Origin of the sequence: Castellaniella sp., from assembly GCF_034675905.1 — a bacterium.
Lineage (GTDB): Bacteria > Pseudomonadota > Gammaproteobacteria > Burkholderiales > Burkholderiaceae_B > Castellaniella.
Genome location: NZ_JAUCCV010000005.1, coordinates 317,607 through 332,896, shown reverse-complemented (window position 1 = coordinate 332,896; position 15,290 = coordinate 317,607). Strand labels below are relative to the sequence as shown.

Sequence of the window (15,290 nt, the reverse complement as noted above, 5' to 3'; positions counted from 1 at the left end):
CCTTACATGAATCTGCATCCCGTTCTTCGTAAATTGGCTGGCGTTGCTGCCGTCGTCGGCGCCCTGGCTGCACCTCAGGCGCACGCTCAATCGGTGGCGGTGACCTCCATCGTCGAGCATCCCGCGCTGGACTCCGTGAAGGACGGTATCCAAGAAGCGCTGACCAAGGCCGGCTACACCGAGGCCAAGGGTCTGAAATGGCAGTTCCAGACGGCGCAGGGCAATACGGCCATCGCCGCCCAGATCGCCCGCAAATTCATCGGTGACAAGCCCGACGTGATCGTGGCCATCGCCACACCTTCGGCGCAGGCCGTCGTGGCCGCCACCAAGACCATCCCCGTGGTGTATTCCGCCGTGACGGATCCGGTGGCCGCTCAGCTGGTCCCTGGCTGGGGGGCGTCGGGTACCAACGTCACGGGGGTGTCCGATGCGCTGTCGCTGGAAAAGCAGATCGAGCTGATCAAGAAAGTCGTACCCAATGCGAAAAAAGTCGGCATGGTCTATAACCCGGGCGAAGCCAATTCCGTGGTCGTGGTCAAGCAGATGCGCGAACTGCTGCCCAAGGCAGGCATGAGCCTGGTCGAAGCCACGGCAGCCCGGACGGTAGACGTGGGTGCAGCCGCCCGCAGCCTGGTGGGCAAGGTTGACGTCATCTATACCAATACCGACAATAACGTCGTGTCGGCCTATGAATCCCTGGTTAAGGTCGGCAATTCGGCCAAGATCCCGTTGATCGCTTCGGATACCGACAGCGTGAAGCGCGGGGCCATTGCTGCGTTGGGGATCAATTACCATGATCTGGGCCTGCAGACCGGCGCCATCGTCGTGCGTATCCTCAAGGGCGAAAAGCCCGGCGACATTGCTTCGGAAACCAGCGTCAAGCAAGAATTGTTCGTCAGCCCGGGGGCTGCCCAGAAACAAGGCGTGACCCTGTCCGACGCGCTGATCAAATCCGCCGCCCAGGTCATCAAGTAATCCGCCGTTTCGCTCATGTCCATTTATTCGATGTGGGGCGCCTTCGAGATCGGGCTGATTTTCGGCCTGGTCGCCCTGGGCGTCCTGATTTCCTTTCGCGTCCTGAATTTCCCTGATCTGACGGTCGACGGCAGCTTCCCCCTAGGGGGGGCGACCGCCGCAATCCTGATTCACCACGGCATGGATCCTTTCCTGGCCACCCTGATCGCGACTTTGGCGGCGGGGTTTGCCGGGATGATTACCGGCTGGCTGAATGTCAGCCTCAAAATCATGGATCTGCTGGCCAGCATCCTGATGATGATCGCGTTGTATTCGATCAATCTGCGCATCATGGATGCGCCCAATGTGCCGCTGATCACCGACCCCACGGTCTTTACAGTGCTGCAGCCTGAAGGGCTGGACGACTTCATCGCCAGGCCGCTTATCTTGCTGGCGCTGGTGGTGGTCGTCAAGCTGGCGCTTGACTGGTTCTTTTCCACCCAGGTCGGCCTGGCGATGCGTTCCACTGGTTCGAACCCGCGCATGGCGCGTTCCCAGGGCATACACACCGGGCGCATGATCCTGCTGGGCATGGCGATTTCCAATGCCTTGTGCGGTCTGGCGGGGGCTTTGTTCGCCCAATCGCAGGGTGGGGCGGATATCTCCATGGGGATCGGCACTATCGTGATCGGTCTGGCCGCCGTCATCATCGGCGAGTCCGTCCTGCCGTCGCGCCGCCTGATGGTGGCAACTCTGGCCGTCATCATCGGCGCCGTGCTGTACCGCTTTTTCATCGCCCTGGCGCTCAATGCCGATTTCGTCGGCCTGAAGGCGCAAGACTTGAATCTGGTGACGGCAGTGCTGGTGACGGTGGCGCTGGTCATTCCGCTGGTCAAGCAGCGCTTGTCGAAAAAGAGGGCTTGAGCCATGCTGAGCGCACAGAATCTGCACCTGACCTTCAACCCCGGCACGCCGATCGAAACCCAGGCCATGCGCGGCATGTCTCTGGAAATTCCGGCTGGCCAGTTCGTGACGGTCATCGGCTCCAACGGGGCAGGTAAATCTACCTTTCTGAACGCCATTTCGGGTGAACAGGCGATAGATAGCGGCGCCATCCTGATCGATGGCGAAGACGTCACGCGCCAGCCGGTCTGGGACCGCGCCCGCAAGGTCGCCCGGGTATTCCAGGACCCGATGGCGGGTACCTGTGAAAATCTGACGATCGAGGAAAACATGTCCCTGGCTCTGGGCCGGGGGCAGTTCCGCAGCCTGCGGCAGGCGGTGCGTGGCGAAATGCGCGTGCTGTTCCGCGAACGGCTGATGATGCTGGGACTGGGCTTGGAAAATCGCCTGACCGACCGTATCGGCCTGCTCTCGGGCGGTCAGCGCCAGGCTGTCAGCCTGCTGATGGCTGCCCTACGGCCATCGCGCATCCTGCTGCTGGATGAACATACGGCAGCGCTGGATCCGCGCACGGCGCAGTTCGTGTTGAACCTGACCGCCCGCATCGTGGCCGAACATGGACTGACCACCATGATGGTCACGCACAGCATGCGCCAGGCCCTGGATGTAGGCGATCGGACGGTCATGCTGCACCAGGGACGTGTGGTGCTGGACGTGTCCGGCGATACCCGGCGCGGACTGGAAGTCCCCGACCTGCTGACCATGTTCGAGCGCGTGCGGGGCGAAGAATTGGCCGATGACACCTTGTTGTTAGGTTGATTTTGCCTTTGACAAAAAAAGTATTTTTTGTCATTATGACCGGATGGCACAGAAACTCGATCCGGAAGCCCTGGCAGAGCGTCGTACCCGCATCCTGGATGCGGCGCGCTGGTGCTTTCTGAATTTCGGTTTTTCGCGCACCAGCCTGGAAGATATCGCTCAGCGGGCCGTCATCTCCCGCACCTTGTTGTATCGCACGTTCAAAGACAAGGAAGACATTTTCGTCCAATGCGTTGACGACTGGATTCTGTCGCGCGTGCAGCCGGCCAAACAGGCAGCGCAGCAAGGCGGCACCGTCCGTCAGCGCCTGCGGCGCGTCTGTCATTGCCTGATCCTGGATTCCTGGTCGGAAATGGTCGCCGCCCCCATGGCGAGTGAATTCCAGGATGTCTACGAGCGCCTGCGTCCCAACGTCGCCTGTCATCACCGGGAAGGGGTGCTGGAATGTATCGTCCAGGTGCTGAACGATATGGATCTGGCGCAGGTTTTCATGTTGGCGCTGGATGGTCTGTTCGCGGACCGGCCGCCGCTGGATGTGCTGACGGCGCGGATCAATATCCTGGTGGATTGTTTTACCAAGGATGAGGCGTGATTTCCTCATCGCTACATTCCTCTTCTGGCTCGCGGGGTTTCCTTTTATACTTTTGGATTGTTCTGGTCGGTCGCTGCGTCATTGCGTGATGCGGCGGATGTCCTGTGCATCCCCGAGACGGTGTTCTTTTCTTGCTTTTCATCTAAAAATATTCATTCGGGAGTTCTCTTATGGCCTTTCTGCAACTGCCCGCCGGTCGGGTGCTGCGGCCCCTGTCACTGGCACTGCTGCTGACCTTCTTGGCAGCCTGCGGCGACAAATCACAGGGGGGCATGCAAGGCATGAAGGTTCCCGTCAGCGTGATTCAGATTCAGCCTCAGGCCGCCGCTGTCAACACGGAACTGCCTGGCCGCGTGCAGGCCATCGAGGACGCGGAAATCCGCGCCCGGGTGACGGGCATCGTCCAGGGGATCGAATTCCAGCAGGGCGGCACGGTCAAGGCCGGGCAGTTGCTGTTCACCATCGATCCGGCGCCCTATCAGGCTGCCCGCGACCAAGCTGCCGCCCAACTGAAAAATGCCCAGGCGGCCGCCACAACGGCCAAGCTCCAGGCGCAGCGTTTCGGCAAACTGATTCAACAGCATGCCGTCAGCCAGCAGGATTACGACAATGCCGTGGCCCAGGCCCGTCAGACCGAGGCCAACGTGGCAGCAGCCAAGGCTGTCCTGGAGGCCGCCACCATTGATCTGGGCTACACCCGAGTGACGTCGCCCATCGATGGACAGATCGGCAAGTCGCTGGTGACAGTGGGGGCGCTGGTCAGCGCCAGTTCCGCGACCCAGCTGGCCACTGTCCATCGTCTGGATCAGGTTTATGTGGACATCACTCAGCCGGTGGCGCAGATCTCCACCTTGCGCCGCCAGATCGCCGATGGCGTGGTGACGCCAGACGCCCAGGGCAATACCCGCGCCGAGGTCCTGATGGATGACAGCAGCGTGTATCGTCACGAAGGCAAACTGCTGTTTTCCGGTGTTGCGGTTGATCCGGGTACCGGCCAGGTCAATCTGCGGGCCCTGTTCCCGAATCCGGAACAAATCCTGTTGCCGGGCCTGTATGTGCGGGTGCGTTTGGCCCAAGGCACGGATCCCCAGGCGCTGATCGTGCCGGAACAGGCCATCCAGCGCACGGCGGATGGCAACAGTACGGTGGTGCTGGTCAAGGACGGCAAGGCCGTGTTCACACCGGTTCAGATCGGGCCGCGTGCGGGACAGGGCTATATCGTGTATCAGGGCATCCAGGCCGGCGATGACCTGGTGGTCGAGGGTTTCCAGAAAATCCGTCCAGGCGCGCCGGTGCAGGCCATGCCTTGGAAAAAACCGTCGGCTGCCCAGCCCGGCGCTCAACCCGGTGCAGCTGCGCCGGCCGCCAGCCAGCCGTCGGACCAAAAGCCCGCTGCTGATGCAGATTCCCAGGCCAAGGCAGGTTAACCACCAGCCCATCCGACTCTTGTCCGGTTTTTACGCGAGCTCTCATGCCACAGTTTTTTATTGAACGGCCAATTTTTGCCTGGGTAGTCGCGCTGGCCATTGCGCTGGCCGGCATCCTGGCCATCCCTAATATGGCGGTGTCGCAGTATCCTGACGTCGCTCCGCCTACCGTGACCATCACCGCCACCTATCCGGGCGCTTCGGCATCCGAGGTCTCCACCAGCGTGGCCAGCGTGATCGAAAACGAATTGAACGGCGCCAAGGGCCTGCTGTACTACGAATCCGTCAGCGATTCCAACGGCCAGGCTCAAACCACTGTCACTTTCGCGCCGGGGACGAATGCCGATCTGGCTCAGGTGGACGTGCAGAATCGCCTGTCCAATGCGACGGCCAAGCTGCCCGCTGCTGTGACGCAGCAGGGTCTGAAGGTCACCCAGTCCAGCGCCGGCTTCCTGATGGTGGTCACCTTGTCGTCCAAGGATGGCTCCGTCGACCAGTATGCCTTGGCCGACTACATCACGCGCAACATCCAGAATCCCATGTCACGCATCAAGGGCGTGGGCCAGTTCCAGCTCTTTGCCGCCAGTCGGGCCATGCGCATCTGGGTCGATCCGCAGAAGCTGGTTGGCTACGGCCTGAGCATGTCTCAGGTCAACAGCGCCCTGGCGTCGCAGAACCTGGTGATTTCCGGCGGCCAGTTGGGTTCGCCCCCCAACCCCAGTTCGCAGCGCACCGTGGCGCCCCTGACTGTCAACGGCCAGCTCTCCACGCCGGAAGAATTCGGCAACATTGTGCTGCGGGCTAATCCGGATGGTTCTTCGGTGCGCATCCACGACATCGCCCGGGTCGAACTCGGTTCGGACAACTATCAGTTCGGCGCACGTCTGAATGGCAAGGCGACGGCCGCCTTCGCGCTGTCGCTGACGCCCACGGCCAATGCCCTGGAGACCGCCAAATTGGCCAAAGCCAAGATGGTCGAATTGTCCCAGTTCTTCCCCGACAATATCACCTACGAGATTCCCTACGATACTTCGCCCTACATTGATCTTTCCATCGAGCAGGTAGTCCACACCCTGTTCGAGGCTATGGTGCTGGTGTTCGTGGTGATGTTCGTGTTCCTGCAGAACGTGCGCTACACGCTGATCCCCGCGCTGGTGGTGCCGGTGGCGATGATGGGGGCCTTCACCGTGATGCTGGCCCTGGGATTCTCTATCAATGTGCTGACCATGTTCGCCATGGTGCTGGCCATCGGGATTCTGGTGGATGATGCCATCGTGGTGGTAGAGAACGTCGAGCGCATCATGGCGGAAGAGGGCCTGTCGCCCAAGGAAGCCACGAAAAAAGCCATGCCGCAGATCAGCGGCGCCATCATCGGCATCACGCTGGTGCTGACCACGGTGTTTCTGCCGCTGGCCTTCATGTCGGGGTCTGTGGGGGTGATCTACCGTCAGTTCTCCGTGGCCATGGCGGTGTCCATCCTGTTCTCGGCGCTGCTGGCGCTCAGCTTCACCCCGGCGCTGTGCGCCACCATTCTCAAGCCCATTCCCAAAGGCCAACACGCGTCCAAGGGCGGTTTCTTCGGCTGGTTTAACCGCGGTTTCGAGCGCACCACCCAGGGCTACACAAACTGGGTCACGCGCAGCCTGAAGCGCGGCGGGCGCATGATGTTGATGTTCGCCCTGCTGGTCGTGGTGCTGGGCTGGATGTTTGTGCGCCTGCCCACCTCATTCCTGCCTGAAGAAGACCAGGGCTATGTGATCGCAAATATCGAACTGCCTTCGGGGGCTTCGTCCAATCGCACGCTGGAAATCATCGACACGGTTGAAAAGTATTTCATGGCTCTGCCGCAGGTGGCCAACATCATTGCCGTCCAGGGTTTCAGTTTCAACGGCAACGGCCTGAACGCCGCCATCGCCTTCGTGCCCCTGAAGGACTTTTCCGAACGCAAGGGGCCGGGTGATTCGGCGCAAGCGATTTCCGGCACCGCCATGGGCAAGCTGTTGTTCGGGCTGCCGGATTCCATGGTGATTTCCATCACGCCGCCCGCTATTTCCTCGCTGGGCAATGCTTCCGGGTTCGATCTGCGTCTGGAAGACCGTAGCGGCGTGGGCAGCAATGCCTTGCAGGCCGCCACTCAGCAGTTGCTGCAGCTGGCCTCGCAAAGCCCCATCCTGACCGGGACGCGGATCACCGGCCTGGGTGAGGGTCCCCAGTTGAAGGTGAACATCGATCGAACCAAGGCAGCCGCCCTGGGCGTGGATTTTTCCGAAACAGCCCAGCTGATTTCCACGGCGATCGGTTCCGCCTACATCGGCAAGTTCACCAATCAGGGCTGGGTGCAGAACATCTGGGTCCAGGCTGATCAGAGCGCCCGGATGGACCCGGACGACATCTTGCGGCTCAATGCCCGCAACGCCAATGGCGACATGGTGCCGCTGTCCTCGTTTGTCTCTCTGGAATGGACACGAGGTCCGGTTCAGGTCGTGCGCTACAACGGCTATGAGTCCATCCGCATCGGCGGCTCGGCGGCGCCGGGCTATTCCACCGGTCAGGCCATGGCCGAAATGGAACGCCTGATCACCCAGCTGCCATCCGGTCTGGGCTATGAATGGACCGGCCTTTCTTACCAGGAAATCCAGGCAGGCAGCCAGTCCTCCATCCTGATGGGCCTGTCGATTCTGGTTGTCTTCATGGTACTGGCCGCTCTGTACGAAAGTTGGGCCATCCCGCTGTCGGTGATGCTGGCTGTGCCGCTGGGCATGCTGGGCGCCGTGCTGCTCAGCAGCCTGATGGGTAAGGACAACGACGTGTACTTCATGGTCGGGATGGTGACCGTGATCGGCCTGGCGGCGAAGAACGCCATCCTGATCGTGGAATTCGCCAAGGATCTGTACGCCAGCGGGGCGGGCCTGAAGGAAGCCGCCATCGAGGCTGCACGTCTGCGTTTCCGGCCTATTCTGATGACGTCGTTCGCCTTCATCCTGGGCGTGGTGCCGCTGGTACTGGCCAGCGGCGCAGGGGCCGCCAGCCAGAACGCGGTGGGCCTGGGCGTGTTTGGCGGCATGTTGGCGGCGACGCCGTTGGCCGTGCTGTTCGTACCGACCTTCTTTGTGGTGATTCTGAAATTGTTCAAGACCAAGCCGAAACTGTTGGGCCATCAAGCGCCGCATATTCCCGCCGCTGGTGATTCCAGCACCGGAGACCGCACATGACATCCTGGATCCGACAAGGCCGTCTGGGGGCCATGACAACCCTGTGTCTGGCGCTGGGCGCCTGCTCCCTGGCGCCCACGTATCACCGTCCGGCGGCGCCGGTCCCCGGCCAGTTCCCGTTGACAACTGAAGCCGTCGATGGCGCGGCGCTGCCGGTCTGGCGTGATGTGTTTCATGATCCCCGCCTGCAGGCCTTGATTGAATTGGCTCTGCACAACAACCGGGATCTGCGCATTGCCGTCGAACGGGTCGAAGAAGCCCGTGCGCAGTTCGGTATTGCCCAGAGCGACCGCCTGCCCACGATCGGTGCGCAAGGCACAGAACAGGCGACTCACCAGCCGGCCAATATGCGCAATGGCGGTGCAGACAGCGCCGCCGTCAATCGCAGCTTTGTCGCCGGTGTGGGCATGACGGCCTTCGAGCTGGATTTCTTTGGCCGGGTGCGCAACCTCAGCGAAGCCGCGTACCAGCAGTTCCTGTCCACCGAACAGGCCCGCCGCACCGTGCAGTTGGGGCTGATTGCGCAAACCGCCGAGGCCTATTTCGGCTTGCGTTCGGCACAGTCCCTGCACGACCTCATGGACAAGACCTTGCAGGCGCGGCAGGGTTCTCTGGATCTGGTGCAGGCGCGCTTTGACGTAGGTGTGGCGTCGGATCTGGATCTGGCGCAGGCGCAGGCGCAACTGGATACGGTGCGAGCCGATCTGGTGGCGGCTGAACGCGCCATGGCCCAGGCGACCAATGCGCTGCAGCTGATTCTGGGGACGCCAGTCCCAAGCGATCTGCCGGCGCCGCTGGCTTTCGGCAGCGATCAGTTGCTGCAAGCCATCCCTGCGGGATTGCCGTCCCAGTTGCTGGAACGTCGCCCCGATATCATCGGCGCAGAGCACGGTTTGAAGGCCGCCAATGCTCAGATCGGCGCCGCGCGAGCAGCCTTCTTCCCGCGCATCAGCCTGACCGGCTTGCTGGGTTTCGCCAGTCCTGAACTAGGGGGCTTGTTCGGCGGCAGCCAGCGTTACTGGCAGTTTTCGCCGCAGATCGTGATGCCGCTGTTTGCCGGCGGCGGGCTCAAGGGCAATCTGGACCTGGCTGAAGCGCGCAACAATATTGCCGTGGCCACGTATGAAAAAACCATCCAGACCGCCTTTCGCGAAGTGGCCGACGGCCTGACGGGCGAAGCGACCTACAGCCGCCAGCTCGATGCCGTCCGGGATACCGAATCGTCGGCGCTCAGGGCGTTGAAATTGGCGGAAGTCCGCTACGAAACCGGAGTGGATAGCTATCTGCAGGTGCAGACTGCCCAGGTCAATCTGTACGGCGTGCAGCAGCAGTTCATCCAGCTGGGCGCGGCGGCGCTGGCCAATCGCGTCGAACTCTACAAGGCATTGGGCGGTGGCTGGTCGCCCGATGATGTGCCCGCAAAGGAAGGCTGATGGAACTGGGCGTCAACATTGATCACGTCGCTACGCTGCGTCAGCAGCGGCTGACGTCTTATCCGGATCCTCTGCAAGCGGCGCTGCGGGCCGAGGATGCCGGCGCCGACCTGATTACCCTGCACTTGCGGGAAGACCGGCGGCATATCCAGGATGCCGATGTCTGGGCGATCCGCCCAGCCTTGCGCACCCGTATGAATCTGGAATGCGCCATCACGCCCGAAATGCTGGATATCGCCTGCCGGGTGCAGCCTCAGGATGTCTGTCTGGTGCCGGAAAATCGCCGGGAATTGACGACCGAGGGCGGCCTGGATGTACTGGGTCGTTTCGACGAGGTGCATGCGGCCGTCTCCCGTCTGCATGATGCGGGGATCCGGGTGTCGCTGTTCATCGATCCCGAGGCTGACCAGATCGCCGCGGCGGTACGCGCCGGGGCGCAGGTCATCGAACTGCATACCGGAGCCTATGCCGATGCGCCGGATGCTGCTCGTCAGGCGGCTCAACTGGAACGCCTGCGCGCCGCGATCGCGGTGGGCGTGGGTGAAGGGTTGCGCGTCAATGCGGGCCATGGCCTGCATTACGGCAATGTTCAGGTCGTTGCAGCCCTGCCGGGCATCAGCGAATTGAATATCGGCCATGCCATCGTGGCGCAAGCCGTTTTTGATGGCTGGGAACCCGCCATCCGGCAGATGAAGGCCTTGATGGTGCAGGCGACCGGCCGCTAGCGTCGCTCCGGCGGTATGCCGGAGCCTGTTCTTGATCCTTTGGCCTTGCTCGATGCGGGCTGTCTGGAGTGCCATGTCTTCCGTTCTGGAATCTTCCGCCCTGGAATCCCTGCTGAGCCGTCAGTCGGTGAAGTTCGTGCAGTCCCCCGGGCCCGCCGAATCACAGTTGGACCAGATCCTGCAGGCTGCCGTGCGGGCGCCGGATCATGGCGCTGTCCACCCCTGGCGGTTCGCATTGGTGCGGGGCAACAACGTGCCGGCCCTGGTGGATGTCGCCGTGAGTGTCGGCCTGGCAGAGGGCAAGCCCTTGCCGGACCATAAGGTCGCGAATGCCCGCAAATGGCTGGCAAACGTCCCGCTGGTGATCCTGCTGGCGTGCCGCCCGGACCCCCATGGCCGGATTCGGGCGGAAGAAAGCCGTCTGTCGGTGGCGGCGGCGGTGATGAACATGCTCAATGCCGCTCATGCGCTGGGGTTTCATGGGTTCTGGAGCACGGGCATGGGCACGTATCTGGATGGCCTGGGTGAAGCCCTGGGCTTCGATCCCCTGGACGAGCAGTTCATGGGATATCTGGCCATCGGCACGCCGATCGATGCGCCAACGCCCGCACAGCGGCCGGATTACCAGGCATTTGTGCGGGAGTGGCGCGCAAATCCGGCAGCAGGGTAGCCGCTCCGCCTGCTGGCCGGGTACGGCCCGGCGTGGCTATGACGTGCGTGCCGGGCGGGGCTTGGCGGGCAGTTGCGCCTGAGCAGCCAATCCTTCCAGGATCGGGCATTCCGGTCGCTCGTCGCCGTGGCAGTGCTGCGCCAGGGTCCGCAAGGTCGCTGCCATGCTCTGCAAGAGCGCGGCCTTGGTTTCCAGTTCATCGATGTGCGCCATCGCCAGGCGCTTGACCTCGGCGCTGGCGCGATGACGATCGCGCCACAGACTGGTCAGATCGGCAATCTGGGCCAGGGAAAAACCCAGTTCACGGGCGCTGCGGATAAAGCGCAGGGCATGCAGGTCAGCCTCGTCGTACAGACGGTAGCCGGCGCTGCTGCGCCCCTGGGGAGTGAACAGCCCCTGGCTTTCGTAATAGCGGATCATCTTGGGCGTCAGGCCGGTCTGTGCGGCGGCTTCTCCGATGGTATGCATGAGGTTTACCTTGTCTCTAGAGATTGCGCCTTCAGGCGCAAGGCGTTGGTGACGACGAACACGCTGGACAAGGCCATGGCGCCCGCACCCAGCATGGGCGACAGCTGCAGCCCTGTCCAGGGGTACAGAGCGCCGGCCGCCACGGGAATCAAGGCGGCGTTGTAGGCAAAGGCCCAGAACAGGTTTTGGCCGATATTGCGCAATGTCTTATGCGATAGCGTGATGGCGCGGGCGACGGATTCCAGGTCCTCATTCATCAGCACGATGTCGGCGGATTCGATGGCGACGTCTGTGCCGTGCCCCATGGCGATGCCGACATCCGCCGTGGCCAGGGCGGGCGCGTCATTGATGCCGTCGCCGACAAAGGCCAGCGGTCCGATGGACTGCTGCAGTTCGCGCAGCCGGTCCGCCTTGTGTTCGGGCAAGGTCTGGGCATGCACGATGTCGATGCCCAGGTCCTGAGCGACGGCGCGTGCGGCTGCTTCATGGTCGCCGGTGATCAAAGCGGTTTTCAGTCCCAGAGCATGCAACCGGTCGATCAGGGGCTTGGCAGAGGGCCGCAGCGTGTCGGCCACGGCGACGATGCCGCTCAGCTGCTGGTCGCGCGCCACCAAAAACGGCGTCTTGCCCGCCTGTGCCAGGGACTGCATACGGTCCAGGGCAGCGGCGGGCAGGGATACCCCGGCATCCTGCATCAGGCGCAGCGACCCCATCAGGTAGCGGTGCATGCGGACCTGCGCTTTGACGCCGGCCCCGGTAATGGCCTCAAAGTGCGTGGCGGCGGGGATGTTGAGCGCCTGTTCTGCCGCAGCCGTCCGGATGGCGTGGGCGATAGGGTGTTCGGAACCTGCCTGGACGGCCGCCAAGGTCGCCAGCAATTCTGTTGGGTCGCCGCCATCCAAGGGCAGCAGATCCGTCAGGACCGGACGCCCCAGCGTCAGCGTGCCGGTCTTGTCAAAGGCGATGATGCGGGCGTCGCGTAGACGCTGCAGCGCGTCCCCCTGGCGAAACAGGATGCCCAGACTGGCGGCCCGCCCGGTCGCCACCAGAATGGAAATCGGAGTCGCCAGTCCCATGGCGCAGGGGCAGGCGATGATCAGCACGGCCACCCCCGCCACCAGCGCGTGAGCCAGGGCAGGGTCCGGCCCCCAGATCCACCAAGCGGCAAACGCCAGCGCCGCCAGCGCCATCACGGCGGGGACGAACCAGGCGGTCACCCGGTCGATCAGTTGCTGCACCGGCAGCTTGCCGGATTGCGCCTGTTCGACCAGGCGGATGATCTGGGCCAGCACAGTCTGGCTGCCGACTTCGGTGGCCCGCAGGATCAGGCTGCCCTGCGTGTTCAGCGTACCGCCGATCAGGCGGTCGCCCGTACGCCGGCTGGCAGGCAAGGGCTCGCCGGTGATCATGGATTCATCCACCCAGGATTCGCCTTCGATCACCAGACCGTCCACGGGGATTTTTTCGCCGGGACGGACACGGATCTCGTCGCCGCTGATCAGACTGTCGATGGGGTGTTCGGACCAATCCCCGTCCCGGCGCACCCAGGCCGTGCGCGGTTGCAGGCCGACCAGCTGGCGGATGGCGGAACCCGCCCGGCCCTTGGCCCGGGATTCCAGCCAGCGGCCCAGCAGAATCAGGGTGGCGACCACGGCGGCAGCCTCGAAGTACAGATGCCTGGACTCAGCCGGAAAGATGGTCGGCGCCAGCGTCACCAGGGTGGAGTACAGCCAGGCGCTGCCGGCTCCCAGGGCGACCAGCGTATTCATATCCGGTCCGCGATGCGCCAGGGCCTTGATGCCGCGCGTAAAGAAGCTGCGGCCTGGGCCTGCCAGCACTGCTGTAGTCAGCATGAGTTCCAGCCAGGCCAGTGTCTGAGAGGGGATCGTTGCCTGAATCCAGTGATGCAGGCTGGGAATCAGATGGCCGCCCATCTCGAGTACGAAAACAGGCAGCGTCAGGGCCAGCGCCCAGAAGAAACGCTGCCCGGCCTTGGCGTCCTCGGCCGTCATGTCGTCGGCGGTTGCAGCTTGCGTGGTGTCGATGATCTGGGCGGCATAGCCGCGTTTGCTCACGGCAGCGACCAGAGCCTGGGGGTCTGCGCCTTCCGGCCCCAGGGCGACGTGCGCCCGGCGTGTCGCCAGATTGACGCTGGCTTCGGTGACGCCTGGCACGGCTTTCAGCGCGGTTTCGACGCGCCGCACGCAGGATGCGCAGGTCATGCCTTCGATATCCAGGTCGAGGCCGGAGGGGAGGGGAAGGGTGTTCATGCGGGACTCCTGATCATGATGATGATTGTATGATCAAGCTTGACCTTATGGTAAGGTCAAGTGCGCTTGAGCTTGTCCCCATGTCAAGGTTTAACATGTCTCCATCGTTTAACTGGAGCTCCTCATGAAAACCGCATTCATCGTGTCTGACATGACCTGCAATCATTGTGTGCAGACGATCACCAAGGCCGTGCAGACAGTCGCGCCAGGCGCGGAAGTGTCGACGGATCTGACCGCCCATCGGGTCGTCATCGAATCGTCAGCCAGTGCGGATGTGCTGCGGGCGGCGATTGCCGACGAAGGCTACGACGTTCAAGCGGGGTAAGAGACCTTCATGCTGCGCGGGCTTCGCCCGCTTGCTTTTGCCCCCCAAGGGGGCGTGCCTTGGCGCGTCCCGGCGGCAAGTTCTTCTAGCGAGTAATACACGTGAATCCATCTATCATCGATTGTGACGTCGCCATCATCGGCGCGGGTTCGGCCGGTCTGCCGGCGTATCGCGAGGTTCTCAAAGCGGGCCTGAAGCCCTTGCTGATCGAAAGCGGTCCGCATGGCACCATGTGCGCCCGTGTGGGCTGCATGCCGTCCAAACTGCTGATTGCGGCGGCCGAAGCGGCGGCCGCCATCCGCCACGCCCCGGGTTTCGGCGTCTATGCGGCTGGTCCGGTCCAGATAGACGGGGTCGCCGTCATGGAAAGGGTGCGGCGCGAACGGGACCGCTTCGTGGGTTTCGTGGTTGAGGACGTCCAGGCCATGCCGCCCGAACACCGCCTGGATGCACGGGTGGAGTTCCTGCGCGATGGCGTGCTGCAAAGCGATCAGGGGCACGAGATCCATGCCGGGCGCATCATCATTGCGACGGGCGCTCAGCCCGTGGTGCCCGATATCTACCGGCCGCTGGGCGAGCTGGCGATCGTCAACGATGATGTCTTCGATTGGCAGGATCTGCCGCGCAGCGTGCTGGTGATCGGGGCCGGGGTGATCGGCGTCGAACTGGGCTTGGCCCTGGCCCGCCTGGGGGTGCGCGTGCGGGTATTGAATCGCTCGGCCAGCTTTGCCCATCTGGCGGACCCTGCCGTGCGCGAGGCAGCGGTGGCGCTGCTGGCGCCGGAATTGAATCTGGTGCGAAACGCCCAGGTGACGACCGTGTTGAGAGAGGGTCGCCAGGCGGTCGTTGGCTGGACGGCGGGCGATGGCACGGAGACTCGCGAACAGTTTGATTACGTGCTGCTGACGGCGGGGCGGCTGCCGGTGCTGGCGCCTTTGCATCCAGAGCGCACCAGCATGCCGCTGGATGCGCGTGGCATGCCGCAGATTGATCCGGCAACGCTGCAGGTGCAGGGGCAACCGGTGTTTCTGGCGGGCGATGTCACGGGCCGGCATGCAATCCAGCACGAGGCTTCGGACGACGGTCGTCTGGCGGGGCGCAATGCGGCAGCGTGGCCGGATGTGCAGGCCCTGCCGCGCCGGGCGGCGATGGCGGTGGTCTTCAGCAATCCGCAGATCATGCAGGTAGGCGGTGGTTTCAGCGTCCACGATTCCGACACCGTGGCGGTCGGTGAAGTCGACTGGACCCGCCAGGGCCGCTCGCGCGTCATGCTGCGCAATCAGGGTTTGCTGCATGTATACATGCAGCGTGCCGACCAGCGTTTCCTGGGAGCGGAAATGGTCGGCCCGGATGCCGAACACGTCGCGCACCTGTTGGCGTGGGCCTTGCAAATGGAATTGACGGTGCCGCAGATGCTGGCGTTGCCGTTCTATCACCCGACCATCGAGGAAGGCATCCGTACGGCCTTGCGCGATGCCTTGCGCCAGTAGGC

Annotated in this window: 13 protein-coding genes; 11 read left to right on the top strand and 2 right to left on the bottom strand. The window is 63.1% G+C overall.

Annotation, left to right across the window (positions count from 1 at the left end; genetic code table 11):
• Nucleotides 1-6 precede the first annotated feature (6 nt).
• The 9 genes from VDP79_RS07235 (at nucleotide 7) to VDP79_RS07195 (ending at nucleotide 10,735) form a co-directional block, all read left to right on the top strand.
• The gene (locus VDP79_RS07235; RefSeq protein ID WP_323017536.1) at nucleotides 7-975 is read left to right on the top strand and encodes an ABC transporter substrate-binding protein; all 969 of its coding nucleotides are present in this window, start codon (nucleotides 7-9) and stop codon (nucleotides 973-975) included.
• A 15-nt stretch (nucleotides 976-990) separates the two neighbouring features.
• A complete protein-coding gene (locus VDP79_RS07230) occupies nucleotides 991-1,878 on the top strand; it encodes an ABC transporter permease (RefSeq protein WP_323017535.1) in 888 nt (295 codons plus the stop codon).
• 3 nt (nucleotides 1,879-1,881) lie between these two features.
• A complete protein-coding gene (locus tag VDP79_RS07225) occupies nucleotides 1,882-2,676 on the top strand; it encodes an ABC transporter ATP-binding protein (RefSeq protein ID WP_323017534.1) in 795 nt (264 codons plus the stop codon).
• A 43-nt stretch (nucleotides 2,677-2,719) separates the two neighbouring features.
• Nucleotides 2,720-3,268, top strand: coding sequence for a TetR/AcrR family transcriptional regulator (locus tag VDP79_RS07220; protein ID WP_323017533.1), 549 nt, complete (start codon nucleotides 2,720-2,722; stop codon nucleotides 3,266-3,268).
• 170 nt (nucleotides 3,269-3,438) lie between these two features.
• A complete protein-coding gene (locus VDP79_RS07215) occupies nucleotides 3,439-4,695 on the top strand; it encodes an efflux RND transporter periplasmic adaptor subunit (RefSeq protein ID WP_323017532.1) in 1,257 nt (418 codons plus the stop codon).
• Between the two features lie 44 nt (nucleotides 4,696-4,739).
• Complete coding sequence (locus VDP79_RS07210) at nucleotides 4,740-7,907, top strand: efflux RND transporter permease subunit (protein WP_323017531.1); 3,168 nt, start codon at nucleotides 4,740-4,742, stop codon at nucleotides 7,905-7,907.
• Nucleotides 7,904-9,340: an efflux transporter outer membrane subunit gene (locus VDP79_RS07205; protein WP_323017530.1), complete on the top strand. Its 1,437-nt coding sequence runs from the start codon at nucleotides 7,904-7,906 to the stop codon at nucleotides 9,338-9,340. The genes VDP79_RS07210 and VDP79_RS07205 overlap by 4 nt, the downstream gene beginning before the upstream one ends.
• Nucleotides 9,337-10,065 (top strand): pyridoxine 5'-phosphate synthase, encoded by a 729-nt coding sequence (gene pdxJ / locus VDP79_RS07200; protein WP_323017599.1) that lies wholly within the window; start codon nucleotides 9,337-9,339, stop codon nucleotides 10,063-10,065. The genes VDP79_RS07205 and pdxJ overlap by 4 nt, the downstream gene beginning before the upstream one ends.
• Nucleotides 10,066-10,138: 73 nt before the next feature.
• Nucleotides 10,139-10,735, top strand: a complete 597-nt coding sequence (locus VDP79_RS07195; protein WP_323017529.1) for a nitroreductase — start codon at nucleotides 10,139-10,141, stop codon at nucleotides 10,733-10,735.
• 36 nt (nucleotides 10,736-10,771) lie between these two features.
• Here VDP79_RS07195 and cueR read toward each other — a convergent pair whose 3' ends face one another.
• Complete coding sequence (gene cueR / locus VDP79_RS07190) at nucleotides 10,772-11,203, bottom strand: Cu(I)-responsive transcriptional regulator (protein WP_323017528.1); 432 nt, start codon at nucleotides 11,201-11,203, stop codon at nucleotides 10,772-10,774.
• Between the two features lie 5 nt (nucleotides 11,204-11,208).
• A complete protein-coding gene (locus tag VDP79_RS07185; protein ID WP_323017527.1) occupies nucleotides 11,209-13,473 on the bottom strand; it encodes a heavy metal translocating P-type ATPase in 2,265 nt (754 codons plus the stop codon).
• Between the two features lie 124 nt (nucleotides 13,474-13,597).
• Between VDP79_RS07185 and VDP79_RS07180 the strand changes: the two genes are divergently transcribed.
• Both VDP79_RS07180 and VDP79_RS07175 read left to right on the top strand, forming a co-directional pair.
• Nucleotides 13,598-13,798: a heavy-metal-associated domain-containing protein gene (locus VDP79_RS07180; protein ID WP_323017526.1), complete on the top strand. Its 201-nt coding sequence runs from the start codon at nucleotides 13,598-13,600 to the stop codon at nucleotides 13,796-13,798.
• A gap of 101 nt (nucleotides 13,799-13,899) precedes the next feature.
• Nucleotides 13,900-15,288: a dihydrolipoyl dehydrogenase gene (locus tag VDP79_RS07175; RefSeq protein ID WP_323017525.1), complete on the top strand. Its 1,389-nt coding sequence runs from the start codon at nucleotides 13,900-13,902 to the stop codon at nucleotides 15,286-15,288.
• The last annotated feature ends 2 nt before the right edge of the window (nucleotides 15,289-15,290 follow it).